Below are 17,706 nucleotides of genomic sequence, written 5' to 3' on the forward strand. Positions count from 1 at the left end.
TCCGCTAACTTTAAAGCCCTGTTTGAAGGTCTCGAAAGCGGCATCCAATGCGGCCTGGTCGGCATACGCGCAGGCTGAGGCGTTGACTGCTGTCGGAGCTTCAGGAACCACTGCTGCTGGAGCCGTGATGGTGAAAGTAGCAGAACATGATTTCTGTAATCCGCACGAATCTGTGACATTGTAATTTACAGTTACAGTTCCTCCACATAAAGCTGGAGGAGTCAAATTTTCTAAGCCTGTAATTGTCAAAGTTCCGTTACCTCCTGAAGCTGTAAAGCCTTGCTTAAAGATATCAAAAGCAGCATTAACTGCCGCCTGATCGGCATAAAAACAAGAACTTTTTATATTATCTCCAGGACAAGTTATATTAATAGGTGTTGGCGGAGTATTTGTTACAAGTACATCATCTGATTTTTTACATCCGTTTACAGGATCAGTGACTGTTAATGTATAAGTTCCAGCCTTATCTACTGTTGGTGTCAGAGTTGTACCGCCTGAAACAATGTTTCCGTCCAATGTACTCCATAAATAGGTAGCACTAGGCGTACTTGATGAGCCTGACAATTTTATTGACGTTATCAAACAAGTTAAGGCTTTATCACCTCCTGCATTAACATTTGGCAGTTCCTTATTTTCAAGAACTGTAACCGTTTTTTTAGCAAAACAGCCTTCTAAACTTGTATAAGCATATACTGTATAAACTCCCTTAACAGATACAACTGGTGCATTTCCTGGTATAAAAGGTCCATCGGCTATACCATCAGGTGAAGGTCCATACCATTTTATAGTAGCATTTGCTGGAGTTGGTGTCGCCGTTAAAGTAGCTGTTGTGTTATTACAGGTTAATGTATTGCTAACATTACCTACTACGGCTACATCCGTAATATTTCCGAATAAATAAGGTCCCGAAAAATCTTTTAACTCTGCAGTAAATGAAGATGATGATCTCGTTTTTACTATCAGACTACCTAATAAATTTGAACAAGGACTTTGATTAACATTTCGGCTATCAAGTCCTAAAGCTGTCAAATTAAGTCCAAACTCTGTAAACTGCAAGGCTTTATAATTATCTTGAAAATTGGCTTGTGAACCTTCTAAAGTTCCCCAAGGTGGCCCTAATGTAGCAGCCGATACATTAACAACTGCAAAAACATTTGTAAGTATACCTCCTCCTTTTGCTTTTATTTCAGCGTATCCGTAAGGAGGCGCGCCATTGCCTTGGTCAAAAACACCAGTAAGATCAAATGGTCTGTCAGGTTTTGAGTTAAAACTAGCGACATCAGCACTAGACATCCAAACTCTCACACTGCCAAGTGGTTTTGTACCACCATTTTCAAAATCAATGGCGACAAGTACATCACCAGGGACAAGTATTTTTCCGGTTGCATCAAAAGTCCATGCTGTATGCCCTGCTTGACTACCAGTACCAACTAATGCACTACCGTTAAAAGTTACTTCTGTTCTAAAAAATTCAAAATCAAAATGTGAATTCCCATCGGAAGAAATTTTAGATGCTCCTCCATACCCCCATAAAACTCCATTAGGATTAATTGCTAATGCGGCTGGAGACAAATCTCTTCTTAAATAGCCGTAAACATCAACTATATCATCCTTTTGAGGTATACTACCTGCACCTAAAGCCCAAGTAGCCGGATTATCACCATTCTTGTTAGAATTTCCAGAAAAAGTATTAGAATCGTTGTTACTTTGCGTTGAATTTCCATCACGCCCGTAAACAGCATCAATCCACAAATAATTACCAACCATGGTATTTTTGGGTTTTGACATTCTTTTTTCGAATGTAAAATTATTATTAGCTTGGATTGATGTTTTCAGTCCCGCCGCATTAGTCTGATCGATAACATTTTGACCGGTTCCATTAGCAAAAGCAGAGCTAAAAAACCAGTCATCATAAATACCCGAAACTGTTGGGGGAACTAAAAATTGTTCTTTGTTTGCATAAACATCAGCATCAATACCAAAATTAGCTTGTACAGCCGCTCCAGATATAGCTTGTGAATGCAAATAAGGTTGAAAAGCAAATAGCATAAAAAGTACCATCAAAAAAAACTGGTACTTTTTGTGCACTATAATTTTCACCAAACTAAAATTTGGGAAAACCAAATTAATAAAGAAACAACGAAAGATTTTACACAATTCATGTATAATCTTCATGTGATAAAGAATAGTTTTTTTCATAATAATAGTATTTAGAATACCATTACATTAGCAAAAAACCAGATAGTTTGCAGATTTGGCAATTACATGTAAATAATAAACCATCTTCAAAAGTTATGAAGCACAAAATCTAAAAAACTCTTATTAAAAAGACTTGACCCTCAGAAATAAATCTGACATTATCGATCAGGGGGGAAAAACATTTGTTAAAATTAGTTAATAACATAACTGCTCTTGATTAAAAAGAAGTAAAATCGATATCATTCAAAAATAATCGATGAACGGAATACTATTAGAAAGAAAAGTAGTACGCAACGATTTGAACAAACAAAAAAAAGACCTTTCATTTTCAAAAACAAAAGGTCTTTTTTATCAATTTCTCAAAAAATATAGCTTCAAAATAAAACAATAATATATGTACGAATTAAAAAATATTAATTTCTCAATTACTTTGTTTTGGTTTTAAGCAATATTTTGTTAAAAAATAACGCGTGATATGGAAGGGAATTTTCCCAATAGTCCCAAGTATGAGCCCCTGGACGTTCTGTATAATCGTGGTCAACTTTATTGTAAACCAATCTTCTGTGCAGTTCTCTATTTGGCTCAATCAAAAAATCGTCTACACCACAATCTATTATTAGAGGCAATTTGTTCGCTTTTATTTTATCAGCCATTCTTAAAACAGAATTTTGTTCGTATAACTCTGTATTTCCGCTTTTATCGCCAAAGACAGGCTGCATCAATTTTACAATTTGAGCAGACGAATCTCTATTAAGCATCGTACTCATATCTACAGCACCGCTCATACTTCCTGCCGCGCAAAATAATTCTGGGTGTCTGGCCGATAAGTACAATGCTCCGTGACCGCCCATAGAAAGTCCCGTGATTACTCTTCCGTTTTTATTTGCAATAGTTTTATAGGTTTTATCTACTTTCTGAATAACTTCTTGCGTAATAAAAGTTTCAAACTGACTTTCTTTATTTACAGGACTATCAATATAAAAACTAAACGTCTCTCCTTCTGGCATTACAATAATCATATTATATTGGTCTGCTAGATTGTGAACCAGTTTTTTGTTTGGAGTATTTTTAAGCCAATCACTAAAATGTCCGTATGCGCCATGCAGAAGGTACATTACCGGAAAAGCGGTTTTGCTTTTTGCATAAGAATTTGGTAAAACTACCGCAGCTTTATAAGTTTTTCCCATTGCGTTACTTGCAACTTGAAGTGTGTCTACTTTTGCAGCGTATGTCATGGTGGTAAGACAAAGCAAAAATGCAGACAATAGCATTTTAAATTTCTTCATTTTGATATTTTTTTTCTGATTAGGGTTTGTAAATATAACTTTTTTCAGAATAAAATATATGAAAAATCCGACTGGTTTTTGATGCCACGAATTACACTAATTTCCACTAATTTATTTAATTTACTCTCTTATAAAAAATTAGCAACTAAAAGGAAAAGAATAAAAAAAATCCGACCAGCTTTAAACCGATCGGATTTTTTTCTTTTTCTATTATAAAATTTAATTCGTCTAATTCGTAGCGAATAAATCATTTCAATCTGTGGCATAAAACATTAACTAATAATAATCTTATGTTCGTGTCGATATTGCGAAGCACTTTTACCTGTATACTGTTTAAACGATTTACTAAAGTGGCTGAAATTATTGAAACCGCTCTCATAACAAACCTCATTAATACTCATAGGCTGTTCTGCCAAAAGTTTTGAAGCATGTACTAAACGATATTCATTTACAAACTCCGTAAATGTTTTATTGGATATCTTCTTAAAATAACGACAAAAAGATGGCGTGGTCATACTTACTAAACTTGAAACCTCGTCTATCGATATAGATTCCTGAAAATGATCTTTCACAAAATTGAAAACCACATTCATACGGTCATTATCCTGAGTCTGCAATTCCATCGAAAATCCATCAGCATTTAAAATGGTATATTCCTCTGCCGATTCCAGTTCGTCTAAAACACTCAACAGCGTCATTAGTCTCTGAAATGGCGGTTCGTTTTCCATCATTTCAATTTTCTTTCCGATACGCTTTTTCGTTTCACCACCAAAAGCGATTCCGCCTTTAGCTTGTTTTAGTATATTCTGAACCTTTTTCATTTCTGGAGCAACAAAAAAATCGCTTCCTAAAAATTCAGGTTTTATATGAATAACAGTTTCATTTGTATTTCCTGTTTGTTCATTTGTGAAACCGCAATGCGGTAAATTAGCTCCTATTAAAAGTAAACTACCATTGGTATAATAAGAAACATGGCTTCCTATTTGTCTTTTTCCAGCCCCGCCATTTATATAAACCAACTCAATTTCTGGATGATAGTGCCATAAATGAGCTTTGCTATTGGTCTTTTCGGCGTGTTTAGTGTAGGTAAAAGAACTTCCGTATGAGTTAGTTATCACTTCTAGAGCTGGGGCAATAGTCTTCATGATAATTTCTTTAAAAAATAATAGCAAATTTAACAAAATCACCTAAAATAATTTAAATTTTAACCTATAACGGTTTCGTAAATGCGAATTTTACATTAAAATAACGTTCTTAACACTGAAAAATTTATATCAAAATCAGCTTTTTTTTAGAGTCTTATTTTTTTTCCTCACTTTTTTTCTATTTATCTTATTTAAAACCTGATTTTATATAAATATGCTAAAAATTGTAAGAAAAATAGAAATTTTAAGAAGTAGTGCGTTTTTTAAAAACTTTGAATAAAAACAATCAAATTAACAAAAACACAACATTAAAGTCAAATTTTAACATATAACGGTTTCGTAAATGAGAATATAGCATATAAATTGGAAAATATAGATGTTAAAATACCACACATGCTGCTATAACTTTGCATCAGAGAAATGAACAAAAAAAATTTAATACTATAGAATATGAAAAAGATTATGAAATTAAGTTTAGTATGTGCAGTACTTCTAACAGGAATGAGTACTTATGCAATTGATGGCAATGAAACGTTAAATCTTCACGTGTTAAAAGGAAATGGCAAGGTAATTGCTTTTGGAATTAATCAATTACAAAAAGCAGTTATTAGTATATATGATACAAATAACAATTTAATCTATACTGAAAATGCTTCTGGTAAAGACGGAATCTTAAGAACTTTCAGTTTAGAGGAATTTCCACAAGGAAAATATATTTTAGAAGTTGCTGATAGCTTCAAAAAAGTAAAATACGATATCACTGTTAATGCTAATAGTTCTGTTTTGTCTTCAAAAGGAACTGTTTCTCTTAACTAAGAAAAATATTAAGGTTAAGTGCAATTCTTCACGGCACTTAAAACTTTATACTCTAATACAGTATAAAAAGTGAGGTTAGATAGTTAGTAAGTTAAAAACTTTCAAAAGTTTTAAAAACAGCTCTTTGTGGTTACTGAGCTGTTTTTTTTTGCTTTATACTTTCGGTTGCGAAGGTTTTAGCACAGAGGACACGCAAAGTTCGCAAAGTTTTTTTGACAAAGCTCTGCGAACTTTTTTACTCTATAAAATTTACTCAAAATAACCTTTGTGAACTTTGCGTGTCCTCTGCGTGCTTTGCGTTACAATACACTGTCCAAATAAAAGCTTAGAACCGAAGCACATCAGCATCTTTAAAAAATTCCTACATTTTTTAAAGAAATCGTTATCCTATTGTAAATTAAAAACCATTAAAAACGTTGAAAAATAATAGGCATTTTAGCAAAAACGATAAAAATAATTCAAATTTTAACATATAACGGTTTCGTAAATGAGAATATAGCATCGAAATCAGCAAATATAGTATTGATTTTTTACTTACAACTAAAGTAATTTAGCATCAGAGAATTAGAACTATTAATTTAAAAACTAAATACCATGAAAAAGATTATTAGATTGAGTTTAGTAGCAGTGTTGCTTTTCACAGGAATTAGCACATATGCAATTGATGGAACAGCAGATTTTAGCCTGCATGTTATTAAAGCTAATGGCAAAATGATCACATTTGGTCTTAACCAAACACAAAAAGCCAACTTAGCAATTTATGACAAAGATGGATCTCTAATTTATTCTGAAACTGCTTCAGGTAAAGATGGAATTTTAAGAACTTTTAGTCTAGAAGAATTTCCAGAAGGAACTTACTTCTTAGAAGTAGAAAACGATGCAAAAAAAGCAAAATACGAAATCACTATTACTGACGATTCAACTGTTTTATCTAAAAACGCTGTTTCTTCAGTTTACAAAGCAGGTTTTGCTAAAAATACAAGTGTGGCAACACGCTAAAAAAGTTTATGCTTTCATAAAGTATAAAGTGAGGTTAGATAGTTAGTAAGTTTAAAAACTTTCAAAAGTTTTAAAAACAGCTCTTTGTGGTTATTGAGCTGTTTTTTTTTGCTCTTTACTTTTTGAGTTATAAAATTTTACCACATTTTTTTTACCGCAAAGTTCACAAAGATTTACGCAAAGTTCACAAAGTTTTTTTTCCAAGGCGATGTATAAAATACAAAGTTCGCAAAGCTATATTAGGATAAAGCTTTGTGGACTTTTTTATTCTATAAAATTTACTCAAAAAAACCTTTACAAACTTTGCGTGACCTCTGCGCCCTTTGCGTTACAATACACAATCCAAATAAAACTTAGTACCTCAGAATCTTAGCACCTTTTAAAAACTTCCTTAGCGTGCTTTGCGTAAATCTTAGCACACTTTGCGGTTAAATCCATTCAGCTTTTTGTATAGAAATCCTTAATCCAATGTAAATTCAAAATCAAGAAAACATTGAAAAATAATAACTGAATTAACAAAAACGTTAAAAATAATTCATGTTTTAACCTATAACGGTTTCGTAAATGAGAATATAGCATATAAATAAGAAAATACAGTTGCTCTTTTTCATGTATCATATAAGTAATTTAGCATCAGAGAATTAGAACTAATAATTTAAAACCTAAGTACCATGAAAAAGATTGCAAAATTGAGTTTAGTAGCAGCGTTGCTTTTCACAGGAATAAGCACTTACGCAATTGATGGAAATGGAGAATTTAATCTTCATGTATTAAAAGCTAATGGAAAACTGATCACTTTCGCACTTAATAAAGTACAGAAAGCCAATTTAGCTATTTATGACAATGATGGAACTTTAATTTATTCTGAAAGCGCATCTGGAAAAGATGGAATTTTAAGAACTTTCAGTCTAGAAGAATTTCCTGAAGGAACTTATTTCTTAGAAGTAGAAGACAGTACAAAAAGAGCAAAATATGAAATTACAATTAATGATAATGCATCTTTATCAAAAAATGCGGTTTCATTAGTGTACAAATCAGGTTTTGCTAAGAATTCAAGTGTTGCTGCACGCTAAGAATTTATTCCCAAAAAAAGGTATAAAATCAAGGTTAGAAAATTTAAAAATTACGTTTTAAGAAACAGCTCTTTGTGGTTATAGAGCTGTTTTTTTTGTTTAAGTATAAAAGCAAAATCATAAAACAATAGATTTTCTGAAAATTATTCTTATTAATTCAACTATTTGATTTTTAAGTGTTAAAAATTGTTTTCTAAAAAACAATCCAAAAGCCCAGTAATTACGTACATAGTTCAAACAAAATGCAGAAATAATTACAATTCAACAACTTAAGCATTTAAAAACGCCATTTTATTGCTAAAAATTAAATTTGTATTTGTAGTTTTACGCGTTCCACATTTAGTAATTAACAATTTAAAAAAAACATGACAAGATTTACCAAAGCTGGTTTAGTTGCTGGCTTTTTTTTAGCGACTGTGTTTACCTATGCCATTGATGGAAAAGGTGATTACATTTTAAATATCAAAACAGGAAACGGAAAAGTAGTTAGCTTTACTTTAGACACTGTAGAAAATGCATCTTTCTCTATCTATGACGAGAATCACAACTTACTTTATGCGGGAGAATCTGCAGCAGACAAATTAGAAGTTTCAAAAACAATTAGTTTAGAAAGTTTTCCTGCTGGAACTTATGTTCTTGAAGTGAAAGCAAACGACAAAGTTGCGAAACACGAAATTAAAGTTGCTGCGAAAAAAGTAAAGACTGTAAAGTTAGACCAATCTGTAAACCAGAGTCCATCTTTCCGTCGTTAATTTTTGCCCCCTAAAAATTAGAAAAGCAGCTCGTACCAGGAGCTGCTTTTTTTATGTTTTTTAATTTTTTTCTTTTCTAAAGTCTGAGCCTATTTTTACCAGCTTCCAAAAAAGCGTGGTCTCTGATGAAATCATTATTATTTTCGATTCTTTATAGACAGAAGAATGCATAAAAGCATAAATGTAATCTAAGAAATCTATCAGTTTGAAACTCTGTCGGTATTCTGGACGCACTTCTTCACTGTTGGCAAAACATACATTTCCAGATTCTTTTTCTTCTAAAAAGAGTAAACCTACGTGATCTGCAAAGATTTTTATAGCATTATTATTTACAACTATTATTTCCGAAGTTGCTTTTTGAAATAAGACATCAAAAGAAAAAGATGGCTCAGTATTGATTTCTTTTATTTGTCGAATATAAAATTCCAAATCTGAATCATTTCGATATGCTATTTCGCTTTTCTCATTCTGCAAAGCCTCTATTCTATTCAGATATTCTTCTATCGTCATTTTGATATTTTTTACTTATATAAAGTTATTATATAATAATGAAGCTGTAAATCATTATCTGCCAATTTCTGCAAAACATTTAAAATCAATTGCTTTTAAAAATGTAATATAACAGGTTTTATTTACAAAACATCGTTTAAACTTACTTCATATTACTGATTTACATATATTTGTACACAAAATTACATTAAGCATACAATAAAAATAAATAACTGAAGTTTATAATTGTTTTTAACTGCTTTTTGCAGTTTTAAGATTTTCAAAAACAATTAATGAATACGATTAAATACCACAACCAAAACTAAAAACCTATGCAGAGAAAACTAGCTATTTTAGTACTGTTAATCGTATTTTCATTTCGTGCAGCTGCGCAAAATGAAACTTATTATAGAACCGAGAAAGTCGGCGAAAAGTACGCTTATGTCGACGTTATAAAAACTTACGAGAAGGTTGCCGCAAAAGGCTACAAATCTGTAGACTTGTTTCAAAAACTTGGAAATTCATCGTATTCAAACTGCGAACTCGAAAAAGCGGCCGAATGGTACTCCAAACTATTTTCCCTTACCTCAGATTTAGAACCTGTATATTATTACCGCTATGCAGAATCGCTACGTTTTATTTGTGAAAATGCAAAAGCCGACGCTATTATCGAAAAACTAAAGCGTAAACCCAAAACAACAATAAAAAGTAAAGTTTAATAAGAACTTAAATTGATATAAAAAACCTCTCAGGAAATGGGAGGTTTTTCTATTTAAAACACAATCTTGTAATTTCTTCCTTCGGTCGAAATACCAAACTGAAGAGGTTAAACTTTATGTTTCACGAGCAAGGGAAATTTATTTTAAATATATTTGAGATATGAATGAAAACACAAAAGATATATTGATCAGGCAAGCTGTAAAAACAGATTTACCAAAACTTGCCGAATTTCTGCAACATTTAGTTCGTGCAGAAAGGCCTTTTGACGTAACATTAAAAGAAGGAGAAATTTTTTATTATAGCATAGAAGAATTTATTTCTGACCCCAAGTCAGAACTTTTGGTTATAGACTTTAACAATCAAATTATTGGTTGCGGGTATGCTCAAATTCGACAAGCTAAACCCTATCAAAAACATGAATTTTTCGGGTATCTAGGTTTTATGTTTGTAGATCCTGAATTTAGAGGTAGAGGTTTTAATAATCTTTTAATTAAACATCTTAAAAAATGGATTTTATCTCAAGGAATAACCGAAGTTAGATTAGATGTATATCATGACAACGAAGCGGCAGTCAACGCTTATAAAAAAGCAGGATTTAAACCAATATTGACAACCATGCGTTGCGATATAAGCCAAATGGATGATATTATTTAACTGCAATGTTGAAGTAGAGACCACCTTTCTGTTTAAAAATTGAATTGAAACTCATTTCCCTCCGGAGGATAACCAGCATTCCATTCAAGGGTAATAATATTAGATGCATATTCTTCGATATTGTCAAAACAATGCAATAAAATAGCCGAACCGTTGTCTTGTTTCACAATTCCTTCTATTGCTTTAAAAGAATACTCATAACCTTCATCATCCAATGCTCCAAGATCAAATACAATATCTTTCTTTTTTGAAAGAGCCGCATATAGAGTTAACAGCTTTTTAGGCGTGCCTGGAATTTTCTCCAATCTTGTTTCAGGCGTTATCCATTTCCATTTATCTTCAAATATTTTTTGAGATAACGGACTCTTAGCATTTGCATTTCTTCTAAGGTAACTTTTTACTGTCGTTAAAGGAAAAAAAGTATCCCTGAAGTAAGATCTTTTAAAATACTCAACAAAGGTCATTTTTCTATACAAGGTCACGTTTTCATGCTTGATTTTACCACAAAAAATATCGCTGAGAAAAATCTCTGCATCGTATAAATGTTTTCCGTTGTACAAATACAAAACGATTATTTCGCCTTCATACAAAGTAAAAGGCGGTATATAATAAGTCTCTGTTTTTATGCCTTTATTTTCTAATACTATTTTCAATAATTGGAAAGTTTTAAAATGAGAAAAGCACCCGCCGTGGCAGATGCTTTTTATTTCTATTCAATTACTATTTCTCTTTTAGCAATTTTTCTAAATACTCAATTTTATCTTTTTCTGCTTGAAGCAAACGCTCGTAAAGCTTTTTATTTTCTTCTACAGATTCCATTAATTTATCTAACGGATTGAAAGTACAATTATTAAGTCCGAAATAATTATTGGGACTTTCATTAAAAGTATTGAAATAATTAATTGCCGCTTCGTCTGAAAAATTCTTAATCGCTTCAACCGTTACACCAAGTGCTTTTGCAACCTCAACAAGTTTTTCGTCATCAATGGTTTCGCTATTTTCCATAGCCGAAATCGCCTGCTGATTTGTTCCTAAAGCTTGCGCCAAAGCTTCCTGTTTCATATCACGAAGTTCACGAATACGGCTTATTTTTCGCCCTATATGATTTGGTTTTGTTAGTGTGCTCATAATTCAAAGATAATAATAAAGTGTCAAAATTGGTAAAATGTAAAAAACAGATTTTTTTGCCGTGCGATACAGTAAAAAATGATTTCGTACAGCAAAATCTATTTCTTCCTTCGCCGAACTAAACAAAAGTACAATTTTTCTTATAATAATTTTATAAAAGTCAAATTGTAAATTATTTAAAATATACGCCTTATGGAAACGAACCAAACAGAAAAGCTACAAAAACTGCAAAAATTAACCACTAAGTATTTTACAACGCTAAAACCAACCAACGAAGCCAATTCTTATATCGCACAATTTAAAGTGGTCAATTATTTAGAACTCGGCTGTCTCATTACCGATTTACTAAAATTATGCATTCTCGCGCTTGATAACGACATGCAGAATTTTTCTAAGAAAGATAATAGTTCTGCTATTAATGTGAGTCTGATTTTGGAAACGATTCTGCATTTGTTTCCTATGGATGAAATGGAGTTTTTGGGGTTTGTTGGGGAGGTTGTTGGAGAATGATTTTCTTATTTGCAGATGCAAATGGGAAAGTTCTAATACTAAAAAATCTCGCAATCCCGATAGTTATCGGGAGTTAAGTCCCAAAGTTTTTTACACAATCTTGTCATTTCGACGTAAGGAGAAATCTTCGCAAGTAGCTCCTCAACAGTGCGTGCTCAGCGTACGAAGATTTCTCCTTACGTCGAAATGACAAACTTTATGGAATGTTATTGTTTCGTTAGCACGAGGAGACTCTCTAGTTAGCGAGAAGATTATTTAGTAAAAAAAATACGTTAAAACCTACAAAAAATAATATTTTTATTTTTATTTATTCAGAATTTAACTATATTTGATAGAAATTTAAAAAATATCCTAAATTTAAAATGAATTTACTTGCTATAGATAGCTGTCTATTTTTTATGTTGAGAATTTCTATTCTAAAAAGACCTAGGCTATAAAATGGCGAAAATTTATAAACCTTTATAAGATTTTACAGGCTGGAATTAACTAAAAAAAATCCTTACAGCCTTAAGCACATCTTGTGCAGAGGAGCATTTACATTATGAAAAAAATTGTTTTATTTGCGATTATTGCTATTATGGCCGTATCCGCAGCTGGTTATGCACAAATTATTCTTATGGGAAGTGATAAACGTGATGATTGCGGAGGTTGTGGAGGCGGGGACAGAGTTTGCTGTTCCAGTACAAATCTAAATTTCGGTTAAAAAGTTTTCAAAGGCTGTTTCATCAACAGCCTTTTTTATTTAAAAATAAATTTATGAAATCAAAAATATTAAAAATTTCAATAGTTCTAGGTCTTTCCATTCTTTTCATTTTTATTTTTTATCTTCTAAATAAGGATGAAAGTAAATTATCGCTAAATCAAAATAGAGTTTTTAAAGATACTCTAAAATTGGAGAAATCAATTTCATTAGATAAAAAGTTAAGTTTAATGAAATTTAAAAACAATCATCTGTATTTTTTAAGCTGGACTGATAACAATCAAGGCAAACTATTTTCACTGGATTTAATCGATAATAATTTTGATCCAGAAATAGATCTGACTGATAATTTGGAAAGTTTTATTATTAATAATTATTATATTGAAAATGGAAAAATCTCATATATAATTAAAGCAGATAAATCCATAAGAAGTTACGATTTACAATCTAAATTAAAAAGTGCTGCTTTTTACAATAAAAATTTTGCACGCGTATCTAAGAGAAATTCTAAAATGCTCGTATCAGGATGGGATAATAATTATAAAATATTTTTTGAAAAGTATGACCTTCAGACAAAAGCAGTAGTGAAACTCGATATCGATGATGACTATCTTTCTGAATATAATAATACAGGAATTGCCTTAGATGGTGTTTATTATGATAATGAAAGAAATTCAGTTATGTTGCCTTACTCAATAAATAGAGCATACGTCTTTGACAATGATTATAATTATAGAGGTAAGATTGATTTAATTTTCAATAAAATCGCTTTTAACTTCAGATACTCGCAGGATAAAAAAGAGTTGATGGTAGATCCAAATAATCTGAATCCTAATCTTAGTGGCTACTTGAGTCAAGATGATATTTTTTATGTTTTAACAGATCAATCTACCAAATGGAATAACATGAATCAATGCTATATTGATAGCTACGAAGTCAACAAAAATGAGTACCTAGGCAGTTTTAAAATTAATGACTACAACAACTCCAAACCTAGATCAATTGTAATTAATGGAGATAAGGTATATATACTTTTTGAAGAAAATCTTAATATATATAGTATACATGAAAAATAAAATACTTCAAATTTTAAGATTATTTCTTATAGTTCTTTTTGGCTACACGGCATTCCATAAATTAATTGATTTACATCTATTCAGACAGACTTTAATGAAATCTACCTTGATAGAAGAATATCAAATAGATTTTTTGCTCTATTTCGTTCCAACAATAGAAATTTTCACTATTCTTCTGTTGATTTCTAAAAAATATATACATGGCTTGTATATATCATTATTGTTGATGACTACATTTACTATTTATCTGATAGTTTTAAATAACTTCTCTTTTTATAAAGGCTGTTCATGTGGAGGTATTTTTAATGACATGACCTATTTCGAGCATATAATTATCAATATTACATTTATTATTATTAGCTTAGTTTCAATTATATTACATAGCGATAACAAAAGTAAACACTAATAAATACAATAGTATAGAATAATGTGTTGTAAAAAAACCTCTCAAAAATCTTGAGAGGTTTTTCATAAATCTATTAAAATCAAAAACTTACATATTCCTTCTATACTGCCCACCAACTTCAAACAACGCCGAAGTTATCTGACCTAAAGAACAAACCTTTGTAGCTTCCATTAAATGGTCGAATAAGTTTTCGTTTTTAATAGCGGCTTGCTGTAACGTATTTAAATGCTCGTTTACTTTTGCTCCGTGGAAATTGTGCAAGTTATCCAACATCGTAATCTGATATTGTTTCTCTTCTTCGGTTGCACGAATAACCTCTGCCGGAATTACCGTTGGCGAACCTTTTGAACTTAAGAACGTATTTACCCCCACAATTGGGAAATCGCCGTTGTGTTTTAAAGTTTCATAATACAAACTTTCTTCCTGAATTTTAGAACGCTGGTACATGGTTTCCATTGCGCCTAGAACTCCGCCTCTTTCTGTAATTCTGTCAAATTCTTGAAGAACTGCAGCTTCCACCAAATCGGTTAATTCTTCGATGATGAACGAACCTTGAATTGGGTTTTCGTTTTTCGCTAAACCTAATTCTTTATTGATAATCAGCTGAATTGCCATTGCACGACGCACAGATTCTTCTGTTGGCGTTGTAATCGCTTCATCGTAAGCATTTGTGTGAAGCGAATTACAGTTATCATAAATCGCGTATAAAGCTTGTAAAGTCGTTCTAATATCGTTGAAATCAATTTCCTGCGCGTGTAACGAACGTCCAGAAGTCTGAATATGATATTTCAGCATTTGTGCTCTTTCGTTGGCTCCGTATTTATTTTTCATGGCTTTTGCCCAAATTTTACGCGCCACACGACCAATAACCGAATATTCTGGATCTACTCCGTTTGAGAAGAAGAACGATAAATTTGGTCCAAAATCGTTGATGTTCATTCCGCGGCTCAAATAATATTCCACGTAAGTGAAACCATTTGAAAGCGTAAACGCCAATTGCGTAATTGGGTTTGCTCCTGCCTCTGCAATATGATATCCTGAAATTGAAACCGAATAGAAATTACGAACGTTTTTAGTAATAAAATATTCCTGAACATCTCCCATTAATCGTAAAGCAAATTCGGTTGAGAAAATACAAGTATTCTGCGCCTGATCTTCTTTTAAAATATCGGCCTGAACCGTTCCACGAACTTGAGCTAACGTTTTTACTTTTATTTCGTTATAAACCTCCAAAGGTAAAACCTGATCTCCCGTAACTCCCAAAAGCATTAATCCCAAACCGTTGTTTCCTGCTGGAAGTTCGCCTTGGTATTTCGGTCTTTCGATTCCTTTTTCTTTGTATAATTTGTTGATTTTGGCTTCAACTTCTTTTTCTAAATCATTTGCTTTAATGTAAATCTCACATTGCTGATCGATTGCCGCATTCATAAAGAAACCTAACAACATTGGCGCAGGCCCGTTAATCGTCATACTTACCGAAGTCAATGCGTGAACCAAATCAAAACCTGAATATAGTTTTTTGGCATCGTCTAAACAGCAGATTGAAACTCCTGCATTTCCGATTTTTCCGTAAATATCAGGACGCAAATCTGGATCATTTCCGTATAAAGTTACGCTGTCAAAAGCCGTAGAAAGACGTTTTGCAGGCATTCCCGCACTTACATAATGAAAACGTTTATTGGTTCTTTCTGGTCCGCCCTCGCCCGCAAACATTCTCGACGGATCTTCGCCTTCACGCTTAAACGGATATAATCCCGAAGCAAAAGGAAATTCACCTGGAACATTTTCCTGTAAATTCCAACGTAAGATATCGCCCCAGCCTTCATATTTAGGCAAAGCAATTTTCGGAATCTGTAAATGTGATAAACTTTCAGAATGTGTTGCAATCTTGATTTCTTTATCACGAACTTTAAACGAGTAAACTGGATTTTTGTATTTGGCTACTTTTTCATCCCAATTCAGGATAATTTCCCAATTGTACGGATCTAAGTCCATTTTTACTTTATCAAACTGATTTAGCAAAAGATTTAAAAAGATTCTGTTTTCGTCGTGCTCTGCAATTCCGCTTGGTAAAACTGTAGAATCGTCGATTCCTGCTTTTGTAATCTGCGGTACTTTTCCAGAAACTGATTCAATCGTTTTAAAGATTCCGTATAATTTCTGAGCTACTTTTTGCTGCGAAATGGCTGTTTCGTCATAACTTCTGTTATTCTCTGCAATTTCAGATAAATAACGCGTTCTATGTGGCGGAATCACGAAGATTTTCTCGCTCATTTCTTTAGTGATTTCAAAAGTCGATTTCAAATCTGAAGCCGTTTTTTCAACCACTTTATCCATAATCGCTTTATAAAGCGTGTTCATTCCCGGATCGTTAAACTGCGAAGCAATCGTTCCGAAAACTGGCATTTCGTCTGGACTTTTGTCCCAAAGATTATGGTTTCTTTGATATTGTTTTTTTACATCGCGCAAAGCATCAAGCGCACCACGTTTATCAAATTTGTTCAATGCTACTAAATCGGCAAAATCAAGCATGTCGATTTTTTCCAATTGTGTTGCCGCTCCAAACTCTGGTGTCATAACATATAAAGAAACATCAGAATGATCCATAATTTCGGTATCAGATTGGCCAATTCCTGAAGTTTCCAGAATAATCAAATCGTATTTTGCGGCTTTTAGAACCTGAATCGCTTCGGCAACATATTTAGACAAAGCCAAATTCGATTGACGTGTCGCCAGCGAACGCATATATACACGAGGATTATTGATGGCATTCATACGGATTCTGTCTCCTAAAAGTGCTCCTCCCGTTTTTCTTTTCGAAGGATCGACAGAAATTAATCCGATTGTTTTTTCTGGAAAATCAATTAAAAAACGACGAACCAATTCGTCAACCAAAGAAGATTTTCCTGCTCCTCCTGTTCCTGTAATTCCCAAAACTGGAATTTTAGAACTTGTATTGCTTTCGTGAATTTTATCAAAAACAGGTTTTGCAATTTCTGGGAAATTTTCTGCTGCCGAAATTAAACGTGCAATTGCCGTTGGAACTTTATTTTCGATATGATCAACTTCTCCGTTCAGTTTATCTCCGATAGGAAAATCAGCACGCTGAACTAAATCGTTAATCATTCCTTGAAGTCCTAAAGAACGCCCATCATCTGGAGAATAAATTCTTGTAATACCATATTCATGTAGTTCTGAAATTTCACTTGGAAGAATCACTCCGCCTCCACCGCCAAAAATCTTAATATGTCCTGCTCCTTTTTCGCGAAGCAAATCATACATATATTTAAAGTATTCGTTGTGTCCGCCTTGGTACGATGTCATCGCAATTGCATTGGCATCTTCTTGAATAGCGGTATTTACCACTTCTTCTACGCTTCGGTCATGTCCAAGGTGAATTACCTCAACACCTGTAGACTGGATAATGCGTCGCATAATATTTATGGCTGCATCATGTCCGTCAAAAAGCGAAGCAGCAGTAACAATTCTTACTTTATTTTTAGGAATATATGGTATTTGTTGTTCCATTTTATGAATATGATAATTTTAAGCGACCAATGTACAAATTATTTTAATATTTGATCAGTCAAATAACATTATGTTAATAAATAAGAAAATATTTTTTCTTCAATATAAAGGTAACAATTCTTAACGCATGTTGATATAAGTTAAAGAAAGCTTAAAGACATGGCAATTTCGCAACATTTAAATAAAATCAGGAAACATGTTTCGAGCTCTTCAGCAGTAATTTAG

The 17,706-nt window shown here is 32.5% G+C and carries 16 protein-coding genes and 1 pseudogene; 10 read left to right on the plus strand and 7 right to left on the minus strand.

The genetic code is table 11. The annotated features are described in order from the left end of the window. The 3 genes and pseudogenes from DMA14_RS00245 to DMA14_RS00255 form a co-directional block, all read right to left on the minus strand. A pseudogene (locus tag DMA14_RS00245) lies at positions 1–2,064 on the minus strand (immunoglobulin domain-containing protein); the annotation flags it as partial. A 560-nt stretch (positions 2,065–2,624) separates the two neighbouring features. After that, on the minus strand, positions 2,625–3,485 hold the full coding sequence (locus DMA14_RS00250; protein ID WP_111422206.1) for an alpha/beta hydrolase: 861 nt from the start codon (positions 3,483–3,485) through the stop codon (positions 2,625–2,627). A 272-nt stretch (positions 3,486–3,757) separates the two neighbouring features. Next, positions 3,758–4,630, minus strand: a complete 873-nt coding sequence (locus DMA14_RS00255) for an AraC family transcriptional regulator (protein WP_111422208.1) — start codon at positions 4,628–4,630, stop codon at positions 3,758–3,760. A 450-nt stretch (positions 4,631–5,080) separates the two neighbouring features. Here DMA14_RS00255 and DMA14_RS00260 point away from each other — a divergent pair, with 450 nt between their 5' ends. The 4 genes from DMA14_RS00260 (at position 5,081) to DMA14_RS00275 (ending at position 8,270) form a co-directional block, all read left to right on the plus strand. Next, the gene (locus DMA14_RS00260) at positions 5,081–5,446 is read left to right on the plus strand and encodes a secretion protein (protein ID WP_111422210.1); all 366 of its coding nucleotides are present in this window, start codon (positions 5,081–5,083) and stop codon (positions 5,444–5,446) included. A gap of 594 nt (positions 5,447–6,040) precedes the next feature. Next, positions 6,041–6,445 carry a T9SS type A sorting domain-containing protein gene (locus DMA14_RS00265; protein WP_111422212.1) on the plus strand — a complete coding sequence of 135 codons (405 nt, stop codon included), beginning with the start codon at positions 6,041–6,043 and terminating at the stop codon, positions 6,443–6,445. 671 nt (positions 6,446–7,116) lie between these two features. Beyond that, positions 7,117–7,518, plus strand: coding sequence for a T9SS type A sorting domain-containing protein (locus tag DMA14_RS00270; RefSeq protein ID WP_111422214.1), 402 nt, complete (start codon positions 7,117–7,119; stop codon positions 7,516–7,518). A gap of 365 nt (positions 7,519–7,883) precedes the next feature. Further along, positions 7,884–8,270: a secretion protein gene (locus DMA14_RS00275; RefSeq protein WP_111422216.1), complete on the plus strand. Its 387-nt coding sequence runs from the start codon at positions 7,884–7,886 to the stop codon at positions 8,268–8,270. Positions 8,271–8,330: 60 nt separating this feature from the next. Here the strand turns inward: DMA14_RS00275 and DMA14_RS00280 are convergent, their stop codons facing one another. Next, positions 8,331–8,780, minus strand: coding sequence for a hypothetical protein (locus DMA14_RS00280; protein ID WP_111422218.1), 450 nt, complete (start codon positions 8,778–8,780; stop codon positions 8,331–8,333). A 311-nt stretch (positions 8,781–9,091) separates the two neighbouring features. Here DMA14_RS00280 and DMA14_RS00285 point away from each other — a divergent pair, with 311 nt between their 5' ends. Both DMA14_RS00285 and DMA14_RS00290 read left to right on the plus strand, forming a co-directional pair. Further along, positions 9,092–9,478 (plus strand): flagellar motor protein MotB, encoded by a 387-nt coding sequence (locus DMA14_RS00285; RefSeq protein ID WP_111422220.1) that lies wholly within the window; start codon positions 9,092–9,094, stop codon positions 9,476–9,478. 160 nt (positions 9,479–9,638) lie between these two features. Continuing rightward, positions 9,639–10,133 carry a GNAT family N-acetyltransferase gene (locus DMA14_RS00290; protein ID WP_111422222.1) on the plus strand — a complete coding sequence of 165 codons (495 nt, stop codon included), beginning with the start codon at positions 9,639–9,641 and terminating at the stop codon, positions 10,131–10,133. A gap of 32 nt (positions 10,134–10,165) precedes the next feature. Here DMA14_RS00290 and DMA14_RS00295 read toward each other — a convergent pair whose 3' ends face one another. Together DMA14_RS00295 and DMA14_RS00300 are read right to left on the minus strand one after the other, a co-directional pair. Then, on the minus strand, positions 10,166–10,786 hold the full coding sequence (locus DMA14_RS00295) for a hypothetical protein (RefSeq protein WP_111422223.1): 621 nt from the start codon (positions 10,784–10,786) through the stop codon (positions 10,166–10,168). Positions 10,787–10,853: 67 nt separating this feature from the next. Next, positions 10,854–11,261, minus strand: a complete 408-nt coding sequence (locus tag DMA14_RS00300) for a helix-turn-helix domain-containing protein (protein WP_111422225.1) — start codon at positions 11,259–11,261, stop codon at positions 10,854–10,856. Between the two features lie 192 nt (positions 11,262–11,453). Between DMA14_RS00300 and DMA14_RS00310 the strand changes: the two genes are divergently transcribed. From DMA14_RS00310 to DMA14_RS23130, 4 genes are all read left to right on the plus strand, one after another. Further along, a complete protein-coding gene (locus DMA14_RS00310; RefSeq protein ID WP_111422229.1) occupies positions 11,454–11,771 on the plus strand; it encodes a hypothetical protein in 318 nt (105 codons plus the stop codon). A 541-nt stretch (positions 11,772–12,312) separates the two neighbouring features. Further along, positions 12,313–12,474 carry a hypothetical protein gene (locus tag DMA14_RS22860; protein WP_157957636.1) on the plus strand — a complete coding sequence of 54 codons (162 nt, stop codon included), beginning with the start codon at positions 12,313–12,315 and terminating at the stop codon, positions 12,472–12,474. A gap of 53 nt (positions 12,475–12,527) precedes the next feature. Further along, a complete protein-coding gene (locus tag DMA14_RS00315) occupies positions 12,528–13,547 on the plus strand; it encodes a hypothetical protein (protein WP_111422231.1) in 1,020 nt (339 codons plus the stop codon). Beyond that, positions 13,537–13,953, plus strand: a complete 417-nt coding sequence (locus DMA14_RS23130) for a MauE/DoxX family redox-associated membrane protein (RefSeq protein WP_111422233.1) — start codon at positions 13,537–13,539, stop codon at positions 13,951–13,953. Before DMA14_RS00315 ends, DMA14_RS23130 begins: the two co-directional genes overlap by 11 nt. Before the next feature lie 87 nt (positions 13,954–14,040). On the opposite strand, the gene DMA14_RS00325 is transcribed toward DMA14_RS23130, so the two are convergent. Next, a complete protein-coding gene (locus tag DMA14_RS00325; protein ID WP_111422235.1) occupies positions 14,041–17,481 on the minus strand; it encodes a methylmalonyl-CoA mutase family protein in 3,441 nt (1,146 codons plus the stop codon). Positions 17,482–17,706 lie beyond the last annotated feature (225 nt).

This window comes from Flavobacterium sharifuzzamanii (assembly GCF_003254585.1).
Taxonomy (GTDB): Bacteria; Bacteroidota; Bacteroidia; order Flavobacteriales; family Flavobacteriaceae; genus Flavobacterium; species Flavobacterium sharifuzzamanii.

What these genes read in the sequence shown, in the direction of transcription:
- DMA14_RS00260 (WP_111422210.1), top strand. Translation starts at nt 5,081, where the DNA reads ATGAAAAAGATTATGAAATTAAGTTTAGTATGTGCAGTACTTCTAACA.
- DMA14_RS00255 (WP_111422208.1), bottom strand. Translation starts at nt 4,630, where the DNA reads ATGAAGACTATTGCCCCAGCTCTAGAAGTGATAACTAACTCATACGGA.
- DMA14_RS00275 (WP_111422216.1), top strand. Translation starts at nt 7,884, where the DNA reads ATGACAAGATTTACCAAAGCTGGTTTAGTTGCTGGCTTTTTTTTAGCG.
- DMA14_RS22860 (WP_157957636.1), top strand. Translation starts at nt 12,313, where the DNA reads ATGAAAAAAATTGTTTTATTTGCGATTATTGCTATTATGGCCGTATCC.
- DMA14_RS00315 (WP_111422231.1), top strand. Translation starts at nt 12,528, where the DNA reads ATGAAATCAAAAATATTAAAAATTTCAATAGTTCTAGGTCTTTCCATT.
- DMA14_RS23130 (WP_111422233.1), top strand. Translation starts at nt 13,537, where the DNA reads ATGAAAAATAAAATACTTCAAATTTTAAGATTATTTCTTATAGTTCTT.
- DMA14_RS00290 (WP_111422222.1), top strand. Translation starts at nt 9,639, where the DNA reads ATGAATGAAAACACAAAAGATATATTGATCAGGCAAGCTGTAAAAACA.
- DMA14_RS00265 (WP_111422212.1), top strand. Translation starts at nt 6,041, where the DNA reads ATGAAAAAGATTATTAGATTGAGTTTAGTAGCAGTGTTGCTTTTCACA.
- DMA14_RS00325 (WP_111422235.1), bottom strand. Translation starts at nt 17,481, where the DNA reads ATGGAACAACAAATACCATATATTCCTAAAAATAAAGTAAGAATTGTT.
- DMA14_RS00250 (WP_111422206.1), bottom strand. Translation starts at nt 3,485, where the DNA reads ATGAAGAAATTTAAAATGCTATTGTCTGCATTTTTGCTTTGTCTTACC.
- DMA14_RS00310 (WP_111422229.1), top strand. Translation starts at nt 11,454, where the DNA reads ATGGAAACGAACCAAACAGAAAAGCTACAAAAACTGCAAAAATTAACC.
- DMA14_RS00285 (WP_111422220.1), top strand. Translation starts at nt 9,092, where the DNA reads ATGCAGAGAAAACTAGCTATTTTAGTACTGTTAATCGTATTTTCATTT.
- DMA14_RS00300 (WP_111422225.1), bottom strand. Translation starts at nt 11,261, where the DNA reads ATGAGCACACTAACAAAACCAAATCATATAGGGCGAAAAATAAGCCGT.
- DMA14_RS00270 (WP_111422214.1), top strand. Translation starts at nt 7,117, where the DNA reads ATGAAAAAGATTGCAAAATTGAGTTTAGTAGCAGCGTTGCTTTTCACA.
- DMA14_RS00280 (WP_111422218.1), bottom strand. Translation starts at nt 8,780, where the DNA reads ATGACGATAGAAGAATATCTGAATAGAATAGAGGCTTTGCAGAATGAG.